At 35.8% G+C, this 18584-nt stretch carries 14 protein-coding genes; 11 read left to right on the top strand and 3 right to left on the bottom strand.

The window, feature by feature from the left end:
• Window positions 1–37 precede the first annotated feature (37 nt).
• Complete coding sequence (locus C1724_RS08000; RefSeq protein ID WP_258000370.1) at window positions 38–1663, bottom strand: helix-turn-helix transcriptional regulator; 1626 nt, start codon at window positions 1661–1663, stop codon at window positions 38–40.
• 309 nt (window positions 1664–1972) lie between these two features.
• Between C1724_RS08000 and C1724_RS07995 the strand changes: the two genes are divergently transcribed.
• From C1724_RS07995 to C1724_RS07960, 8 genes are all read left to right on the top strand, one after another.
• Window positions 1973–2758, top strand: a complete 786-nt coding sequence (locus tag C1724_RS07995; protein WP_102346157.1) for an SDR family oxidoreductase — start codon at window positions 1973–1975, stop codon at window positions 2756–2758.
• A gap of 21 nt (window positions 2759–2779) precedes the next feature.
• Complete coding sequence (locus C1724_RS07990; RefSeq protein ID WP_102346156.1) at window positions 2780–3826, top strand: zinc-dependent alcohol dehydrogenase; 1047 nt, start codon at window positions 2780–2782, stop codon at window positions 3824–3826.
• A gap of 35 nt (window positions 3827–3861) precedes the next feature.
• Window positions 3862–4731: a transketolase gene (locus C1724_RS07985; protein WP_102346155.1), complete on the top strand. Its 870-nt coding sequence runs from the start codon at window positions 3862–3864 to the stop codon at window positions 4729–4731.
• Complete coding sequence (locus tag C1724_RS07980; RefSeq protein ID WP_102346154.1) at window positions 4731–5696, top strand: transketolase family protein; 966 nt, start codon at window positions 4731–4733, stop codon at window positions 5694–5696. The genes C1724_RS07985 and C1724_RS07980 overlap by 1 nt, the downstream gene beginning before the upstream one ends.
• A 185-nt stretch (window positions 5697–5881) precedes the next feature.
• Window positions 5882–6877 (top strand): sugar ABC transporter substrate-binding protein, encoded by a 996-nt coding sequence (locus tag C1724_RS07975; protein ID WP_102346153.1) that lies wholly within the window; start codon window positions 5882–5884, stop codon window positions 6875–6877.
• A 109-nt stretch (window positions 6878–6986) separates the two neighbouring features.
• Window positions 6987–8465 carry a sugar ABC transporter ATP-binding protein gene (locus C1724_RS07970; protein WP_102346152.1) on the top strand — a complete coding sequence of 493 codons (1479 nt, stop codon included), beginning with the start codon at window positions 6987–6989 and terminating at the stop codon, window positions 8463–8465.
• A gap of 16 nt (window positions 8466–8481) precedes the next feature.
• Entirely contained in the window at window positions 8482–9489 is a 1008-nt protein-coding gene (locus tag C1724_RS07965; RefSeq protein ID WP_102346151.1) for an ABC transporter permease, read from the top strand.
• A gap of 4 nt (window positions 9490–9493) precedes the next feature.
• The gene (locus tag C1724_RS07960) at window positions 9494–10444 is read left to right on the top strand and encodes an ABC transporter permease (protein ID WP_102346150.1); all 951 of its coding nucleotides are present in this window, start codon (window positions 9494–9496) and stop codon (window positions 10442–10444) included.
• A 1946-nt stretch (window positions 10445–12390) separates the two neighbouring features.
• Here the strand turns inward: C1724_RS07960 and C1724_RS07950 are convergent.
• Window positions 12391–13191 (bottom strand): SDR family NAD(P)-dependent oxidoreductase, encoded by an 801-nt coding sequence (locus C1724_RS07950; RefSeq protein WP_180994173.1) that lies wholly within the window; start codon window positions 13189–13191, stop codon window positions 12391–12393.
• Between the two features lie 185 nt (window positions 13192–13376).
• On the opposite strand from C1724_RS07950, the gene C1724_RS07945 reads away from it, so the two are divergent.
• Window positions 13377–14279 (top strand): LysR family transcriptional regulator, encoded by a 903-nt coding sequence (locus C1724_RS07945; RefSeq protein WP_102346147.1) that lies wholly within the window; start codon window positions 13377–13379, stop codon window positions 14277–14279.
• Window positions 14280–14639: 360 nt separating this feature from the next.
• Here C1724_RS07945 and C1724_RS07940 read toward each other — a convergent pair whose 3' ends face one another.
• Window positions 14640–15110, bottom strand: coding sequence for a nucleoside deaminase (locus C1724_RS07940; protein ID WP_102346146.1), 471 nt, complete (start codon window positions 15108–15110; stop codon window positions 14640–14642).
• Between the two features lie 226 nt (window positions 15111–15336).
• On the opposite strand from C1724_RS07940, the gene C1724_RS07935 reads away from it, so the two are divergent.
• Both C1724_RS07935 and C1724_RS07930 read left to right on the top strand, forming a co-directional pair.
• The gene (locus tag C1724_RS07935) at window positions 15337–16398 is read left to right on the top strand and encodes a YeiH family protein (RefSeq protein ID WP_180994172.1); all 1062 of its coding nucleotides are present in this window, start codon (window positions 15337–15339) and stop codon (window positions 16396–16398) included.
• 231 nt (window positions 16399–16629) lie between these two features.
• The gene (locus C1724_RS07930) at window positions 16630–18342 is read left to right on the top strand and encodes a WG repeat-containing protein (protein ID WP_258000307.1); all 1713 of its coding nucleotides are present in this window, start codon (window positions 16630–16632) and stop codon (window positions 18340–18342) included.
• The last annotated feature ends 242 nt before the right edge of the window (window positions 18343–18584 follow it).

Genomic DNA, 18584 nt, shown 5'->3' with positions numbered 1-18584 from the left:
AATTTTAATTTTTAATATACAGTAAAAGGAACGATTACTAAATCGTTCCTTTTATTGTGACGAATTCTGTTTTTCCATGTATTTTTTTATACTGCATAGGAGTTAGGCCTGTTACCTTTTTAAAAGTTTTAGAAAAATGTTTAACTTCAAAAAAGCCAACCTTAGCAGCGACCTCAGCTACTAACAAATCGTCAGAAGATGAAATTAACTCTTTTGCTTTTTGAATTCTATAGGCAACAAGGTATTTGATCGGACTAATCCCCATTTCCTTTGTAAACATTTGACTTAAATAGGAGTTGCTAATATTTAAACGTTCAGCAATTAAGTTAACCGTTATATCATCCGCATAATGATTATGAATAAATTCAATTGCTTGGAGAACAAAGGAGTTTTTGACCATCGAGCTATTAGAAAGTTTACCTTTGAGTAATAGTATATTTTCGATAGTATCATTACACATTTGTTCGATCGACATATAAAATAATTCTCGGGGGGAATAGCTATCGCCAAGATTTTTGTTATATAAGCTATTAAATTTGCTTGTCAGTGCACTTAAAAGGGAGGTTTGACAGTAATAAAATAAATTATAGCTTAGACTTGGTTTTACATATTCTAAAAATAGTTTTCTCGTTAATTCAATTAGTGCAGGATCAGCGATATTAAGATGAATTAATTCTTTTATTTCTCTAAGAATTTCATCAATGACCTTATAGTCAATTTCCTTTTTTACAGAGTGGATGTACTCTTGAGTAATTAAAGGTGCATCTTGGCAAAAGAAATAATAAATTTGTAGTCGATAAAACGCTTCATATCCATCTCTAATATCTTCAATATTTTTAATATAGTTACTTCTAAACTTTAAAGCTGTTTTCATGTCCAATACTTTATTAAGTTTATTCGTAATTTCTGAAAGAACTTGCTGTCGAGTGGCTTCGCTCTTTGAACGATCAGCGTTAATGATAATCCCTATTAAAAGCGGATTAATATAAAACGCTTCTCCTCCATGATACGAATCCAAAACATTCTGACATTCCTTTACAAATTCTTCTCCTACAAAATAATAAATGTTTTTATTAAGATCATGATCTGAATATTCAATATCCATTAAATTACAAATATACAAATAATATCCTGAGCATTTTAGATTAAGATTTGCTTTTTTCTTATAATATAGGAATTCATCATATGTAGCTCCTCGCAAAATGTCCTTAAGATACTCTGCTTTTTCTAATGTTTTAATCCTAGTATTCATAATCAGATTTGAATCTTTTGCTCCGCCAATGGTATTAAACTTACAATTATATTTTTCAATTAAAGACAGCTGAAAGAAATGTTTTAAACGGTTAAGTAGATGTTGATTTGGGATGCTAGTAACCGAGAAAGCGATTTCATTTTCAGGATTTAAATGAAATGCAAGTAGGGTTGGAGATATATTGGCGTGCATTAAATCAACAAAAAGATTTTGAACTTTGCAAATGGGATGGGTGAGTTGAAAAATAATTATATCAGCTTTTAATTCAATTGCTTTATCAATGCAATTCTCATAGCAACTAGTGGTGTAAGAAATAGAAAATTCTTTACTATTTATAGCAGCGTACTCATTAATGGTTGATGAAATTTCCTCATCGGCGCACAGTATGATTGATAGACTGATATGGACCACCTCCAAATAATAAATTTATTTTACAATAGATTTATTATTTTTTCTATAGTGATAAAAGTTTAAATTATCCCAAAATTTAAAAAATGACACTTATTCCTAAAAAATGCACACCAGAATTAAATAAAAATTCAGTACAATAAATTTAACAACAAGTTACAGTAATGCAAAAAGTAATTAAGAAGTGTTGTCAAGAATGCAAAAAGTTAATGTTTATCAATACAATGTAAACGCATTCATTTGTAGCGAAAAATAGCAGCAGCAACCATTATTTCTTTGTAGAAAAAAACCAAGAAAACGGGGAGGTTAAGTATGGAAAATAACATACGTGATTTTTCATTAGATCTATTTTCATTAAAAGGTAAAGTTGCAATTGTAACGGGTGCTAATCAGGGACTAGGAATGGCATACGCAGTAGCATTTGCAAAGGCTGGAGCGGATTTATTTATACCTCATCTAACAGATGATGTTTCAGAAATTACAAAATTAATTGAAGAAACTGGACAGCAAGTAAAGTTTCTACAAGGTGATTTGACAGATAAAGATTATATTCAAGACATAGTTGATACATGTATGAGGGAATACGGAAGAATTGACATTCTTGTAAATAATGCAGGAGCAAGTAAGTTTGGTGAATTTAGAGAATATCCAGATACAGCTTGGGAAAAGATCATGGATATTAACTTAAATGCGGTCTACTACTTAAGCCATAGAGTGGCAAAGGAAATGATTCAAAAAAGGTCAGGTAAGATTATTAATATTGCCTCAGCCTTAGCTTTCACAGCCGATAAAAAATGTCCGCCATATACAACAAGTAAGCATGGCATAGTTGGTTTAACTAGAGTGTTTGCAGCTGAAACAGGTCAATACAACATTCAGACAAATGCAATTGCGCCAGGTTTTCTCGTGACAGAGGTTAATAAAGAAATTAGTCAAAATAAAGAGTACTACAACAAGATAAATGACCGTATTCCAGTAGGGCGATGGGGCGATCCGTATGATTTGATGGGAACAGCATTGTTTCTAGCAAGTAGTGCATCGGATTATATTAACGGATTTACGATTAGTGTTGATGGAGGTTTTGCATCAACAATTTAATAAATAAATGGGGTGTTACTATTGAAAACGATTGCAGTTACTAAAATTGGTAGTTTAAAAGATTCAAATGAAGAAACTAGGGGGCGAGTAGAGGTTTTAGACTTCCCGGAACAGGAACTTGGAGAAGAAGATGTAAGAATTAAGATAGCTTATTGCTCCATTTGTGGTTCAGACCCACATTTAGTTGAAGGAATCTTTGATCTCGAGCCGCCATTTGGCCTGGGTCATGAAGTATCAGGAACAATTGTGGAACTTGGCTCAAAAGCTACGAAAAAAGGATTAAAAGTTGGCGATCGCGTTGCAGGTAATTTCCTGAAGTTTTGTGGAACATGTTATTACTGCTTAGATGGAAATGAACAATTTTGTGAAAATATCCATGATTATAATCGACCAGGAATGGCCGAAACAATTGTTTGGCATGAGTCACAGGTTTGGAAACTACCAGATGATGTCTCTTTAGAAGAAGCTTGTTTATTAGAGCCGGTTTCGATTGCTGTGCGAATTGTGGATAAAGCAAATATGAAGGTTGGACAGCGTGTAGCTATTTCAGGTGGTGGACCAATTGGACTATTAACCTTACAAATGTTTAAACATTTTGGTGCTACCTCATTAACGCTCATTGAACCTATTGAAGAAAGAAGAAATCTAGCAAAGCAATTCGGAGCAGATTATGTTATTGATCCGATTAACCAGGATGTTCAAGAAGAATCTGCAAAAATCAATGACGGCCGCGGATTTGATGTAGTTATTGAAGCATCGGGCTCTCCAAGAGCTGCAACTGTTGCATGTGATATTGCCTCTAGGGGAGGTACAGTTCTTTATATTGCAATGTTCCCGAAAAATTACGAAATGCCACTCAATTTGTATGATAAATGTTATTTTAACGAGTTGACGATTTCGGGGATATTCGTTGCACCTTACGCCTTTCCAAGAGCAGTACAAATGCTCCCAAAACTAGATTTAAAGCCTTTTACACAAAAAGTATTTCCGCTTTCACAAGGCGTTGAAGCATTTGAAATCCATATGAGTGGGAAATATCCAAAAGTATTAATTAAATGTGATGAATAAAGCTAATAGATTCTATGAAAAGGGGTTAATGATATATGGGAAATGTTGATATCGAATTAGTAAAACAGCTTGAAGACAAAGCGATTGATATTAGAAAGGATTTATGTACCTATATTTATCGTATAGCAACAGCCGGTCACTTAGGTGGTGAGTTGTCGATGGTTGATGTTGCTGTCGCACTATACTATAAATATATGAAGTATGATCCATCAAATCCCGAAATGCCTGATCGCGATAGACTTATTTTAAGTAAAGGACATTGTGGTGAAACATTATATACAATCTATTCAGATTTAGGTATGTACACAATGGATTATATGGTTGAGCATTTCAACACACTTGCCACTGGGAAATTTAGTATGCATCCAAACCGTAAATACATTGAAGCAATCGAAGCATCTACTGGGTCCTTAGGTCACGGCTTACCAATTGCGACAGGGCTTGCTCTAGGTGCAAGAATGTCTGGAGAAAAATGGAGAACCTTCTGTATTCTAGGCGATGGTGAGCTTCAGGAAGGAACAAACTGGGAAGCATTTATGGCAGCAGGCCAATACCAATTAGGGAATTTAGTTGCGATCGTGGATAAAAACGATTTACAAATGTCGGGCACTACTGCAAATACTGTATCAGTGGATCCGCTTGATGAGAAATTAAAAGCTTTTGGATGGGATGTTGTTGAAATAAATGGTAATGACATGGCAGAGGTTTGCGAGGCATTAGAGTCTCTTCCTGAATCTGATCCTTATATAAGAAGAAAGCCTATAGCTATTATTTCAAATACAGTCAAAGGTGCTGGTGTAGCATTCATGGAAAATGTGATTGGCTGGCATGCAGGATCTTTAAGTAAAGAGAAGTTAGAGGAAGCAATTGAGTCAATTGAAAACACAAGGAAGGTGAGACAATAATGACGACAAGAGTAACATTAAATTTTGACCAAATTTTATCATCTGCTCGAGAAGTGTATGGTACCGAATTAAGGAAAATGGCAGAAGAAGGATTAGAGTTTGCATTTACTTGCTCTGATAACGTAGCACCTTCTTCTACAGTAGGTAAGTTTATGGCTGATTATCCTGATCGTTGCTTTAATGTAGGGATTGCTGAAGCGAATCAAGTAGGAATATCTGCAGGATTAGCTTTGTCAGGAAAAGTTGTTTTTGCACAAGTATTTGGACCATTTCTACCATTAAGAGCAGCAGATCAAATCCATGCTGATATTGCGTATAACGATGTACCTGTTAGATTAATAGGGACACATGCTGGTGTTACATCAGGTGGAGGTCCTACACATAATGTTATCGCTGACCTTGCCTTTTACCGGGCAGTACCAAACTTAACGATTGTTTCTCCTGCCGATGCCAATCAGTGTGCTAGGGTTGTGAGAGAATCCATGACATATCCGGGCCCAATGATAATTCGTATTGCTCGTGGAGCAGAGCCGGATGTATATGCTGATAACAATTATGAATTTAAAATTGGCAAGGCAATCAAAATTAAAGAAGGCTCTGATTTAACATTGATTGGTACAGGTAGTAGTGTCTACTGGTCATTAAAGGCTGCTGAAGAGCTAGAAAAGCAAGGGATCAAGGCGAGAGTGCTTGATATGCATACCATTAAACCGTTTGACAAAGAAGCTGTTCTTCAAGCTGCAGCTGAAACAGGATGTATTGTTACAGTAGAAGACCATAGCATTCATGGTGGTCTTGGTGGAGCCGTTGCTGAACTAATTGCCGAGTCTGATATACCTTGTAGATTTAAAAGAATTGCTCTTCCAGACGAGTTCTGTGTCCTTGGTGAGCCAGATGAAGTCTATCGTTATTATGGTATGGCACCAGAAGGAATCGCTGAAACAGTAAGAGCTTTCTTGAGATAAACAGTTTGATCACTCAGCTAGTAATTTAAAGTTGCTAGTTGAGTGACTTACAAAAATTGAACAAGTTCTGAACAAAAATAGTTCTCTAGTAGAAACTGAAAACGTTTACGTAGGATCGTGTGGAAAGGTTATAAAGTCTCTAAAATTCTAAAAATCTTGATACTACTATTATTGGGGGAAATAATGTGAAAAAAACTTATTTGTTAATGATTGCAATTTTGACAGCTTTCGTTTTATCAGCGTGTGCTGGACCACAAGAAAGTTCACCGAATACAGCCCCGGCCAATACAGCTCCAGCTGAAAAAGGGGAAGCTAGTGACTCTGATTTTGTAATTGGTGCATTGTGGTCTGCAACTTCTGTACCACCAGTACAAGTCATTAAAAATAGAATTGAAGAAGTTGCCGCTGAATCAAATGGGACAATTGTTAATATGGATGCTCAATTCGATCCGCAAACACAAGCTACACAAGCTAGAAACTTAATTACTCAAGGTGTTGACGCTGTATTTGTTAACGTAATCGACCCAGAAGGTATTGTACCAAGCGTTAAAGAATTAAAAGATGCCGGCATTCACGTTATTATAGGAACGCTGCCTGTTTCACCTTCTGCAGACGAGTATATTACGTCGTTTGTAGGTCCAAATAATATTAAAGCTGGTAATCTTGCTGCAGAATTAATGCAAGAGGCGTTAGGAGAAGCGGGTGGAAAGGTAGCCATTATTGAAGGTGATCCAGGAATTACGGTTACAGAACGCACAGCAGGATTTGAACAAGCTTTAGAAGGAACAAATGTGGAAATTTTAGAAAAACAAGTATCGCAACAATGGGATCGTTCGAATGCTTTAGCGATTATGCAAAACTACTTAACGAAGTATCCTGATCTTAATGGTATTTTCGTACACAATGATGACATGGCAATGGGTGCTATTCAAGCTTTAAAACAAGAAGGTAAGCTAGATCAAGTTACAGTAATTGGGCTGGGTGGTACTTTTGAGGCAGTTGATGCAATCAAAGCAGGAGAAATGTATGGCACGGTAACAGAAGACTTAGTTTGGACTGCGGAAATGCAAATGGAGGTTGCTCAAAAAGCGATTAATGGAGAACAGGTAGAAAAAGTTATCGATGTTCCTGTAGGAAAACTTACAAAAGACAACTTAGATAGTTTTACTCCAACTTATTAATAAAAACCTAGTTTTGGTGAAACCGCAAACTTTGTAGGAAGGGCTTTTATTAAAGGAGCCCTTCTGTTTTATATACTTTTACAAGTAAAAAGAAGAGTGGGTGATCGTAATGAGTATTTTGCAAATGAAGGGGATCAGTAAATCATTTCCAGGAGTAAAGGCACTGCAAAATATAGAACTAGAGGTTCGTAAAGGGGAAGTTCATGGTTTACTTGGTGCGAACGGCGCCGGGAAATCGACATTAATGAAGGTGCTTTCAGGGGTTATTCAACCAGATGAGGGTGAGATTTACTTTAAGGATGAAAAAGTAAAGTTTTCTTCTCCACTAGATGCCCAACAGAAAGGAATTGTTATCATTCACCAGGAACTTAGCCTTGTACCAATGCTATCAGTCGCTGAAAATATATTTTTGGGAAGGCTTTTCGGCAGTAAATATAATGTAGATTGGAAAGAAGTCCATGAGAAAGCGACGTATTATTTAAAACAGGTCGGAACAGATATCAATCCATCTACGATTGTAAGAGACCTTAGTGTAGCTCAAATGCAGCAGGTTGAGATTGCCAAAGCGCTTTCCTTTAATGCCGATTTAATTATTATGGATGAACCTTCTGCTGTTTTAAGTGGAGCCGAATTAAAACAATTATTTGAAACGATTGAAACATTAACCGAAAAAGGGGTAACTGTCATTTACATCTCTCATCGCCTAGAAGAGATTGATCGCATTTGCAATCGCTTAACGATTATGCGGGATGGTAAAGTTGTGGACACTAGAATTGTAAAAGAAACAACTAGAGAAGAGATTATTAAAGGTATTGTAGGCCGAGATCTAGATGAAGAATATCCAACAATGGAAACGCTGGAGCCTGGTGAAGAAATATTGTCTGTCAAAAATCTAAGCCTAAAAGGTAAACTGCGAGATGTAAGCTTTCAGTTAAAGAAAGGTGAAATTCTAGGTATTGCTGGTTTAGTAGGTGCGGGTAGAACAGAAATAGCTCGTTGCATATTCGGCGCTGATAAGTTTGATGAAGGAGAAATCGTTTATAAAGGTAATACTATAAAAATTTCCAATCCAAAAAAGGCAATTGAACTGGGAATAGCTCTTGTTCCAGAAGATAGAAAAGAACATGGGCTTATTACAAAATTTCCATTAAATATGAATTTTACAATGGCAGCATTGAAAAAGATAAATAAGTTTGGATTCATACGGTGGTTTAAGGAGAATGAGGCCTCTAAAGCGTTAGTAGAAAAGCTTAGTATTAAGACACCATCCATTTATCAATTAGCTTTAAATTTAAGTGGAGGTAATCAGCAAAAGGTAGTGGTAGCCAAGTATTTATTTTCGGATGCTGATATTTTAATACTCGATGAACCAACAAGAGGTGTGGATGTTGGGGCAAGAAGAGAAATTTACTCTGTCATTCAAGATTTAATTAAGAATGGAAAATCCGTTTTGTTAATTTCATCTGATTGGCCTGAACTTATTGCTTTAAGTGATCGAATTGTTGTTCTTCATGAAGGCAAGGTAAAAGGGGAATTGGCAGGATCTGAAGCAAGTCCTGAAAAGATCCTTCAACAAGCGCTAGTTTAAGAAAGGGGTTGAAACAGTGGAAACAGTAGGAGCGGTTACTGAAAAAAGGAATGAAAAGTTGATCCAACGAATGAGGAATAAAGTGGATTTAGCGGATGTAGGTCCAATTTTGGCACTACTTATTCTAATGATTATTGGTTCAATTTTATCACCAGTATTTTTTACAAAAGGAAATCTTTTTAATATACTTACGCAAGTTTCTGTCCTTGGTTTAGGTGCCATAGGAATGACATATGTCGTTATCGGAAGGTTTTTTGACCTATCTGTAGCAGGGATGTTGTCGTTAGGTGCTGTATTAATTGTTGGATTGCAGCCTTATTTAGGTACAATTGGAGCACTTTTTGCTGTTATTCTTGTTGCATTAGTAGTTGGTCTCATAAATGGTACGATTCTTCAATTTATTAAGGGTGATTTTGGTGCTTCCATCATGATCACATTTGGAACTGGAACGATCCTTGCTTCACTTGCCCTATTGTATACCGGAGGTTTTACACTAAAACCTCAACAAGACGCTGTCTTTGCATGGTTTGGTAATGGTTCATTTTTAGGTATACCTGCACCAATCGTAATATTAATCTTCTTTTCTATTATTTTGCATGTGGTGTTGAAGTATACAACGTTTGGAAGATCGATCTACTTAACAGGTGCAAATCACGAGGCCGCACGTTTGTCGGGCATTCCTATTCATCGCATACGAACGATTACTTTTATGATTGCAGCAGTACTAGTTTCGATCGGTGGTTTAATTAAAAGCTCCCAAACCTTGAATGGTTCACCGGTAGTAGGTGTGGGATTCGAGTTAGATGTTATCGCTGCTGTTGCTATTGGCGGTACGAGTTTGGCAGGCGGAGCAGGAAATATTACTCGTACATTAGTTGGAGTACTTATCATTGGTGTACTTAATAATGTGTTTGTCCTTATTGGCTTAAGCAACTATGACCAAATGATGGCAAAGGGCTTAATTATCGTTGCTGCACTTTTACTTGATAGACGTAATGAGACAAATCTAATGAGGAAGGGGTGAGAAAATGTCCATCTTAAAAACTATTTATAGCCAAAAGGTGTTAGTAATTTTAATAGGAATGGTCATTTTCGCTTCAGTAAGTTCTCCTTATTTTTTGAAGGTACAAAATTTAACTTACTTAGTTACACAGCTTAGTATCTTTGGAATCATGGCTTTAGCTATGACTTATGTAGTATTAAATAAAGAATTTGACCTTTCAATTGGTGCTGTAATGGCGTTTTCAGGTATTTTCATGGTTAAATTGATTCCTCATACTGGGACCATCCTAGCCATCATATTAACACTTCTATTAGGTGTAGTTATTGGGTTAATTACAGGATTTTTAATAGCTTTCCTAGGATTAAATTCATTTGTTGTTACCTTGTGTGCGATGTTTTTTTATAACGGTCTTGCTTTATCGGTTTCAGATGGACGTCCGGCAAGTGCACAAGATCCAATATTAAATTATATTAGTGCAGGCACATTCTTAAGTATCCCGAATTTGATTGTCATGCTAATTGTTCTTTCAGTAATAGCAGATTATATCTTACGAAAAACGAAATATGGTCGCAATATATACGCAGTTGGTGGAGATGAACAGGTAGCAAGACTTACCGGAATTTCAGTAAGATTTTATAAAATTAGTGTATTTGTAATTTCCAGTGTGGCTGCAACACTTGCAGGAATTTTATTAACGGGCATGTTAAATTCAGCGTCTCCATTTGTTGGAAGTGATGCAGCATTAACCGTTATCTCGGCTGTTGTTATTGGAGGTACTAGTTTAGCAGGGGGAGAAGGTAGTATTCCGAAAACATTAATGGGTCTGTTTATTTTAGGAATACTTGATAATCTACTTGGCTTATTAAATGTTCATTCATTCTATCAAACGTTCATTCTAGGCGCGCTATTAGTATTTGTAATTGGCTGGGATTTTTATTCTCGTAGTAAAAAACAAGTATTAGCAGCCGCACATTAATGATAGCATTCGGTCAAAATGATGGTGTTCCATAAATATGGGCACCTTTATAAAAATGATCTAGATCGGCACTTTACAACAGGGATTGTGGACTTTGCTAGGACAGAAATGGGCTGAAGTTTGAATTTTGAGTTTGGGTTTTGAGTCAGAATCATGGTTGGATTCTGACAGGAATAGGCTTGAGTTTCAGTTTTGAGTCAGAATCAGGGGTTGATTCTGACAGGATTTGGTTTAAGTTTGGGTTTTGAGTCAGAATAAGGGGTTGATTCTGACAGGATTTGGTTTAAGTTTGGGTTTTGAGTCAGAATAAGGGGTTGATTCTGACAGGATTTGGTTTAAGTTTGGGTTTTGAGTCAGAATCAGGGGTTGATTCTGACAGGATTTGGTTTAAGTTTGGGTTTTGAGTCAGAATCGGGAATGGATTCTGACAGAATTGGGCTGAAGTTTGAGATTTGAGTCAGAATCATGGTTGGATTCTGACAGGATTTGGTTTAAGTTTGAGATTTGAGTCAGAATCATGGTTGGATTCTGACAGGATTTGGTTTAAGTTTGAGATTTGAGTCAGAATCATGGTTGGATTCTGACAGGAATAGGCTAGAGTTTCAGTTTTGAGTCAGAATCAGGGGTGAATTCTGACAGGATTTGGTTTAAGTTTGGGTTTGAGTCAGAATCAGAGGTTGATTCTGACAGGTTTGGGTTTAAGTTTGAGATTTGAGTCAGAATCAGGGGTTGATTCTGACAGGATTTGGTTTAAGTTTGGGTTTGAGTCAGAATCAGAGGTTGATTCTGACAGGTTTTGGTTTAAGTTTGAGATTTGAGTCAGAATCAGGGGTTGATTCTGACAGGATTTGGTTTAAGTTTGGGTTTGAGTCAGAATCAGAGGTTGATTCTGACAGGTTTGGGTTTAAGTTTGAGATTTGAGTCAGAATCAGGGGTTGATTCTGACAGGATTTGGTTTAAGTTTGGGTTTGAGTCAGAATCAGAGGTTGATTCTGACAGGTTTGGGTTTAAGTTTGAGATTTGAGTCAGAATCAGGGGTTGATTCTGACAGGATTTGGTTTAAGTTTGGGTTTGAGTCAGAATCAGAGGTTGATTCTGACAGGTTTGGGTTTAAGTTTGAGATTTGAGTCAGAATCAGGGGTTGATTCTGACAGGATTTGGTTTAAGTTTGAGATTTGAGTCAGAATTATGGGTAAAATCTGACAGGAATAGGCTAGAGTTTCAGTTTTGAGTCAGAATCAGGGGTGAATTCTGACAGGATTTGGTTTAAGTTTGGGTTTGAGTCAGAATCAGAGGTTGATTCTGACAGGTTTGGGTTTAAGTTTGAGATTTGAGTCAGAATCAGGGGTTGATTCTGACAGGATTTGGTTTAAGTTTGAGATTTGAGTCAGAATTATGGGTAAATTCTGACAGGAATAGGCTGGAGTATGAGATTTTGAGTCAGAATCATGTATGGATTCTGACAGGAATAAGCTAGAGTATGAGATTTGAGTCAGAGTCAGGGGTAGATTCTGACAGGATTTGGTTTAAGTTTGGGTTTTGAGTCAGAATCATGGTTGGATTCTGACAGGAATAAGCTAGAGTATGAGATTTGAGTCAGAGTCAGAGGTAGATTCTGACAGGATTTGGTTTAAGTTTGGGTTTGAGTCAGAATCAGAGTTTGATTCTGACAGGAATAGGCTAAATTTTGAGTTTCCAGTCAGAATCAGTCTTTGATTCCGACAGTTTTAGGCTTAAGTAACGGTATTAACAAAGCAAATCGTGGTAGATAAACTGATGGGGATTTAACGGTATTTCTAATAAAGTGATAGTCGATGGGTTTTCTGCAGTTTGGAAAGTATGGTGTAAATGGAAAGAAAATGTCTGTGATGTTGAGGAATAATTTTAACCACAGACATTGCTTTTCCAAATACACCGTCATAGTTAATTGATCTGGCAACTTATCCTTAGTTTGCTAAGGAATAACCGCCATCAATAGTAAATACTGCACCGGTTATTTGTTCACTAGCTTCGGATGCAAGATATACAGCCATTGCGCCAATTTCAATTGGTTTTCCCCAACGTCCTGTTGGTGTACGCTCTGTCCAGTAATTGATAAGATTTTGTAACTCATCGCCATCGATAGGTGGAGTAAGGTCACTTTCTGTATATCCTGGTGCAATAGCGTTCATACGAATCTTATATGGGGCCCATTCATGTGCTAACATTTTCGTCATTCTATTAGCCCCAGCTTTTGCTGCACTGTACGAAACCATTTTTTGAGGTAGATTTACAATTTCCGCGGCATTTGAGGTTATGTTAATAATGCTGCCCCAACCTTGTTCTTTCATATGTTTACTAACTAAAACAGACATGATAAAAGGTCCGGTTAAATCAACGTTTATTACATCATGCCAATCTTGAAAATCATTTTCATCTGCATTCATAGCTTCAAAAAATCTTGCAATACCGGCATTATTTACAAGAACATCAATTCTGCCGAAATCATTAATTATTTCGGCTACCACTCTTTCTGGGTCACCTTTTTTTACAATATCACCTTGGTAGAATCCAACTTTAGTATTATATTTTTCGTTGAGTTCTGTGGCCACTTTTTCACCTTTTTCAGCATTTCTAGCCATAATGGCGACGTTTGCGCCACATTGACAAAAGGCATCAGCAATACCCAAGCCAATACCTTGGTTACCACCAGTAATTAAGACATTTAACCCTTTTACACTAAATGCATCTTTCATTGAAGTTATCATTTCGTTCCCTCCATTCAAATACGTAGTGAAGTAAATTGTAGTCATGTGTCTATTAAATAATGTTTTATAATATTTCTTACTTTCTATTATATATAGAGTCTAATTTGTATAAAAACAGAGAATAGTTGTAGATCAACAACTATAAGAAATATAGAAGTCAAGATTTATATTAGGTGGTGAGAGGATTGGATATTAAACAAATTAAGTATTTCCTTCAAATATGTGAAAGCAAAAGTTTTTCGAAGGCAGCCCAACATCTCTATATTACGCAACAGGGGTTAAGTAAGGCTATCAAAGTACTTGAAGAAGAATTGGAGGTTCCTTTATTTTACAGAACAAAAGCAGGGATACTATTAACTGAGTATGGCGAATGCCTAAGGAGTAAATCACAAAATATACTAAAAGAGTCTAATATACTAATGGATGAAATGGATAAATTAAAAGGTTCTAATAATAGTATAATTAATGTGGCATTTGCGTTTGGTGTACTAAATGCTCTTCCAACTAACTTCGTAACAACTTTTCGCGATAAATATCCGAATATCCAATTAAATATAAAAGAATATCCCGATTATGATTGTGAGGAAACGATACGTAATGAAAAAGCAGATATTGGTTTTACTATTTCGCCAATAGATAGTATAGACATGGATTATTCAGTAATTAAAAGTGAAAAAGTATGCTTATTGGTTAATAAAAAGAATCCTTTATCAGAAAAGGCTTTTGTTGATTTTGGTGAAATCAAGAATGAAAAGATCATTATTGTAAACGAAAACTTTAAGACCTATCATAATTTTATTAGTCGTTGTAGAAAAGCTGGTTTTGAGCCTAATATAGACCTTTCAACAATGGAACTAATTTTAGTTCATAATCTAAGTATCGCTAATTGTGGGGTGGGGGTAAGTGTAGAGTCGGTTTCTAATCAGATTCCTAATGTAAATGTAGTAAGATTTAAAGATGAAAACTTTACATGGGAAATCTGCTTGACAACCAAAAAAGGAAAATCTCTTACTGCTGCTACAAAAAAATTTATGAAGTATACTCTTAAGATGAATGAGATTGAAGCAAATATACCAGTTTATAAGTAAATAGCTCTGTAAAATGATTAAAAGAGAACACTCAGTGTGAGTCTAGTTTCTACTATAATTAAAACTACAGATACTCTAAAAAAAATAACAAATCACCAATTGTCCAGAAAACGAACGATTGGTGATTTAAGTTTGTTGGGAGTAATAATAATGGTTAATGCACAATTATCTCAATAGTGCTATTGGAACTTTCCTCTTTCGTACGACCATGATTGAGCGATGACATTTAATAAGCGGGCCATTAAAGCTTTCCTGTTTGTTTCCAAATTTGTGTCTTTCAAATAGAGGTATAAACGCAGTATATAAATAGAGGTTCGTAGATATTTTTTTCAGTAAGAAGTGGGATTCATTCAAGATTTATTAATACTCTCTCTTAAACTTCGATTCTTTCCATTCTTTAAAGGGTAAGTCATAGTTATTTACCATGTATTGTTCCATCTTAATTTTTCGTTTTATTATAGGTAATGCAATTTCCTCATAAATAAAATGGTCATCAAAACCGATTGATGCAGCATCTTCTTTGGTACATGCAAAATACACAGCTTTAGGTCTTGCCCAATAAATAGCGCCTATACACATTGGACAAGGCTCGCAACTCGTATAAATTTCACAACCAGTTAATTGGAAATCCTTTAAATACTCACATGCAGCTCTAATGGCTTGGATTTCAGCATGTGCTGTGGGGTCATTAGTTTCTGTTACTTGATTTTTCCCTTCACCAATAATTTCCCCATCTTTGACTACTAAAGCACCAAACGGGCCTCCTGTATTGTTTCTTACATTTTCATAAGCCATATCAATTGCTTTTTTCATAAACAAATCGTTTGGCAATGAATTCCCTCCTTTTTAAATAATAAAGTATATTCCTGCTCGAAAAAGAAAATGCAATACTCTGACCAGGGGGACAGGTAACGTGGGTTAATTAACTTCTAACGAGTTAATACTAGTAAACCTGACCCTCCAGTTTCAAAAGGAAAAGTAAAAGATTATTAATCCATTTCTGGATAAAAAGCCCATACTGATGGTAGAATTAATTGGAAAGGTACAGGAGGCTATAATGGCTGATATACAATCACAGCATATAAAAATGGTTTCTAGGTTAGGTAAGGTGGAGGTTTTAAAAAAATTGAAATTTGGGAAGTATTTATCTGGGATTCTCCTTGTATTTGTCTTAGCCTATATCGCACACACTGTTGGGAAGGAGTTACCACTAATTGGATCAACGGTAATGGCTATTTTGCTAGGAGTACTTATGAGGAATTTTTTAACGATACCCGTGATATTTGATGCGGGCATTCAATATTCTTTAAAAAAAGTTTTAAAATATGCAATTGTTTTGTTAGGTTCAAGTCTTAATTTATATCAGGTATTAATTATTGGAGGTTCTTCTTTAATTCCAATTGTAATTACAGTCATTTTAGGAATTTTATTAACTAGTTTTGTAGGAAAGCGACTTGGGTTATCAGGAAATATTTCTCCACTCATTGGTGTGGGGACTGCTATTTGTGGAGCCACAGCTATTGCAACTATATCACCCATAATGAAAGCGAAGGAAGAAGAAACAGCTTATGCCATTACAACGATTTTTATTTTTAACGTTATTGCAGTAATCGCGTATCCATTAATAGGAGCACTAGTCGGAATGCCGAATGAAATATTCGGAATGTGGGCGGGAGCGGCTATTCATGATACGTCTTCTGTTGTAGCTGCAGCATTCGCTTATAGTAACGAGGCAGGGGAGGTTGCAACAGTTGTAAAATTAACTCGTACACTATTTTTAGTTCCATTAGCAATAATTATTGGTGTATGGGTAAGTATCAAAAATAATAAAGATATAAATGAAGGTTCAAAAATTAAACTTCACAAAGTGTTTCCTATGTTTTTATTCGGATTTTTGGGAATGTCTTTGCTTAATACAGTCGGTTTTTTTAGTGCTAGTACGGTAGAAGTCATTACAGTTATCTCTAAGTTTATGATCCTAATGGCCATGGTTAGTGTCGGGCTTAGTGCAGATATTAAAAAAATTAGGCACTTAGGAATGGCGCCGATTTATACAGGATTATTTGCATCTGTTCTAGTAGCAGTAGTAAGTATTGCAATTATTTATCTAACCTACTAGCATCTAAAAGTAAACAACAAGTAAACCTAAATACACCTCGCGGATAGTAGGGTGTTTTTAGGTTTACTTTGTTCTAACTGGTTTATTAACAATTATTTTACAGGTAAAAGATAGTCTCTTAATTAATAGTTTATTAACACTTGTTACGTCGTCGGGTATAGTGTGAGTCAAGCACCAATTCCAGCTTTCTCTTCATATCCTAATTACATAATGGAATGAAGGGGGATAATGGTGGAGAAAAAAAAGAAAAGTTTAACATTGTATCCTGCATATTCACGAATCGTCAATGGAGAGAGATGGGGATATATTAATAGTAAAGGGAATTTTATGATTCAGCCTCAGTTTGAACTTGCTCTTGATTTTCAGGCTAATGATCTTGCGGTAGTTAAAGAAAATAAAAAATTCGGTGTGATTAATAAATCAGGCCATTTTATTTTGAAACCACGGTACGAGGCGATTCAACCGTTTTCTGAGGGGCGGGCTGTTGTAAAGGATGCTCAGGGTTATAAAGTCATTGATGAAAGAGGAAACATTGTGACTTCACAGACTTACCGCTTTATCGGGACTTATGAAAATCAACGGGCTTTATTTAGTAAAATAGGCGAAACAGGACGATCCATTTATGGTTATCTTGATCTGCAAGGAAATGAAGTAATTCCAGCACGATTTTTAGCAGGAGAAGATTTTAGTAAGGACAAAGCACTTGTTAAGATTGCTGATAATGAATATGCCTTAATTGGCAGACATGGTCAGATTCTTCAAACATACCACTATCCCTTTGTTGGGAATAGAGGAGATGGTTTACTTGCTTTCCGTGAAGAGCAAGGGGGTCCAGTTGGCTATATAGAAGAAAATGGAAATATTGTCATTCAACCACAGTTTACTAATGCTCAGCCTTTTGAAAATGGAGCTGCCGTTGTCTACTCAAGTGATACCATGCATACTGGACTAATCAATAAAAGTGGATCCTTTGTGATCAAACCGCAATACGAACTTATTCATATGTTAGGAGAAGATAGAGTCTCTGTCGGCAAGAAAATCGAGTCTGATCTTCCGTTTCCTATTTTCGGTAATGTGTTTGCAATTGCTACTGTCGATGGACGTTTTTTATCAGATTTTGAATATTATGATGTGTTGGATTATGAAAAAGGTTTTGCATCTGCGAATAATGGAGAAGAGGCTTTTTTTATAAACAAGCAAGGAAACATTGAGCCTTCCCTTCCGGTTGTAGAAGGTACGGGAACCTTGTACTTGGAAGAGGAATTAATTAAGGCAAATGTAGATAAAAGACTGTTTTACTTAGATTATGATGGTAATATAGTTTGGCTTGAAAATTCAATATCTTTACGACACAGTTCAGTTATTGTGATGGAAATTAAATATAAACCTAACAAGGATTATTTGGTTTATTATCCGCGTATCGTAGGGATGGAAAATAAAGTAGCCCAAGAATCAGTGAATGAAAAATTAAAGGAGATTGCTCAAGTTATCGATATTCCAAGCGGAGTTCAACTATCTGGCAGCTATGACAGTGAGTTTGAGGTTACTTTCTTTAAAAAGAACCTTTTAGTGATCCGTACTGAGAGCTACGATTACCCTTTTGGTACGCCACACGGAATGTTTAGTATCAGGCATAGCCATATTAATTTACAGAACGGAAATTTTTATGAATTAAAAGATTTATTCAAGGAAAATAGTGACTATGTCAATGTACTAGGTGATATACTCCAAGAACAATTGAGGATGATGGAGGACCCTCCATTTCCACCAGAATATATCAAAAACGCAATCGATGAAAATCAATCTTTCCATATTTCTGAGAATACACTAAACCTTTACTTCAGAGCTGCTCCTGCAATCGGATTTCCTTCATTCGAAATTCCTTTTAAAGAAATAAAAGACATTATTAATACAAAAGGAGAGTTTTGGCAGTCTTTTCATTAATATAAAATATTCCCACAATGAGTTTTGTATGGCGCGTTGATCACGATTAAAAGACCAAGAAATATTTAATAAAATAGTAAGATGAAATTCATAAAATTTCAGGTGACTACCGTAAGAGTAATTAATAACCTATTATACTATCATCAAAAAACTTCAGTGCCGGCCCTCCGATATGCTAAGTGTACGTACATCGGGGGCAGGTACTTTTTTTAATAAAATAAGTGAGTTACAATAAATGGTAG

Source organism: Bacillus sp. Marseille-P3661, from assembly GCF_900240995.1.
In the GTDB taxonomy this organism is placed as follows: domain Bacteria; phylum Bacillota; class Bacilli; order Bacillales; family Bacillaceae_J; genus OESV01.
Note: the sequence above shows the minus strand (reverse complement) of the source record. Positions and strands in the feature narration are given on the sequence as shown.

What these genes read in the sequence shown, in the direction of transcription:
- C1724_RS07995 (WP_102346157.1), top strand. Translation starts at nt 1,973, where the DNA reads ATGGAAAATAACATACGTGATTTTTCATTAGATCTATTTTCATTAAAA.
- C1724_RS07985 (WP_102346155.1), top strand. Translation starts at nt 3,862, where the DNA reads ATGGGAAATGTTGATATCGAATTAGTAAAACAGCTTGAAGACAAAGCG.
- C1724_RS07980 (WP_102346154.1), top strand. Translation starts at nt 4,731, where the DNA reads ATGACGACAAGAGTAACATTAAATTTTGACCAAATTTTATCATCTGCT.
- C1724_RS07970 (WP_102346152.1), top strand. Translation starts at nt 6,987, where the DNA reads ATGAGTATTTTGCAAATGAAGGGGATCAGTAAATCATTTCCAGGAGTA.
- C1724_RS07960 (WP_102346150.1), top strand. Translation starts at nt 9,494, where the DNA reads ATGTCCATCTTAAAAACTATTTATAGCCAAAAGGTGTTAGTAATTTTA.
- C1724_RS07950 (WP_180994173.1), bottom strand. Translation starts at nt 13,191, where the DNA reads ATGATAACTTCAATGAAAGATGCATTTAGTGTAAAAGGGTTAAATGTC.
- C1724_RS07935 (WP_180994172.1), top strand. Translation starts at nt 15,337, where the DNA reads ATGGCTGATATACAATCACAGCATATAAAAATGGTTTCTAGGTTAGGT.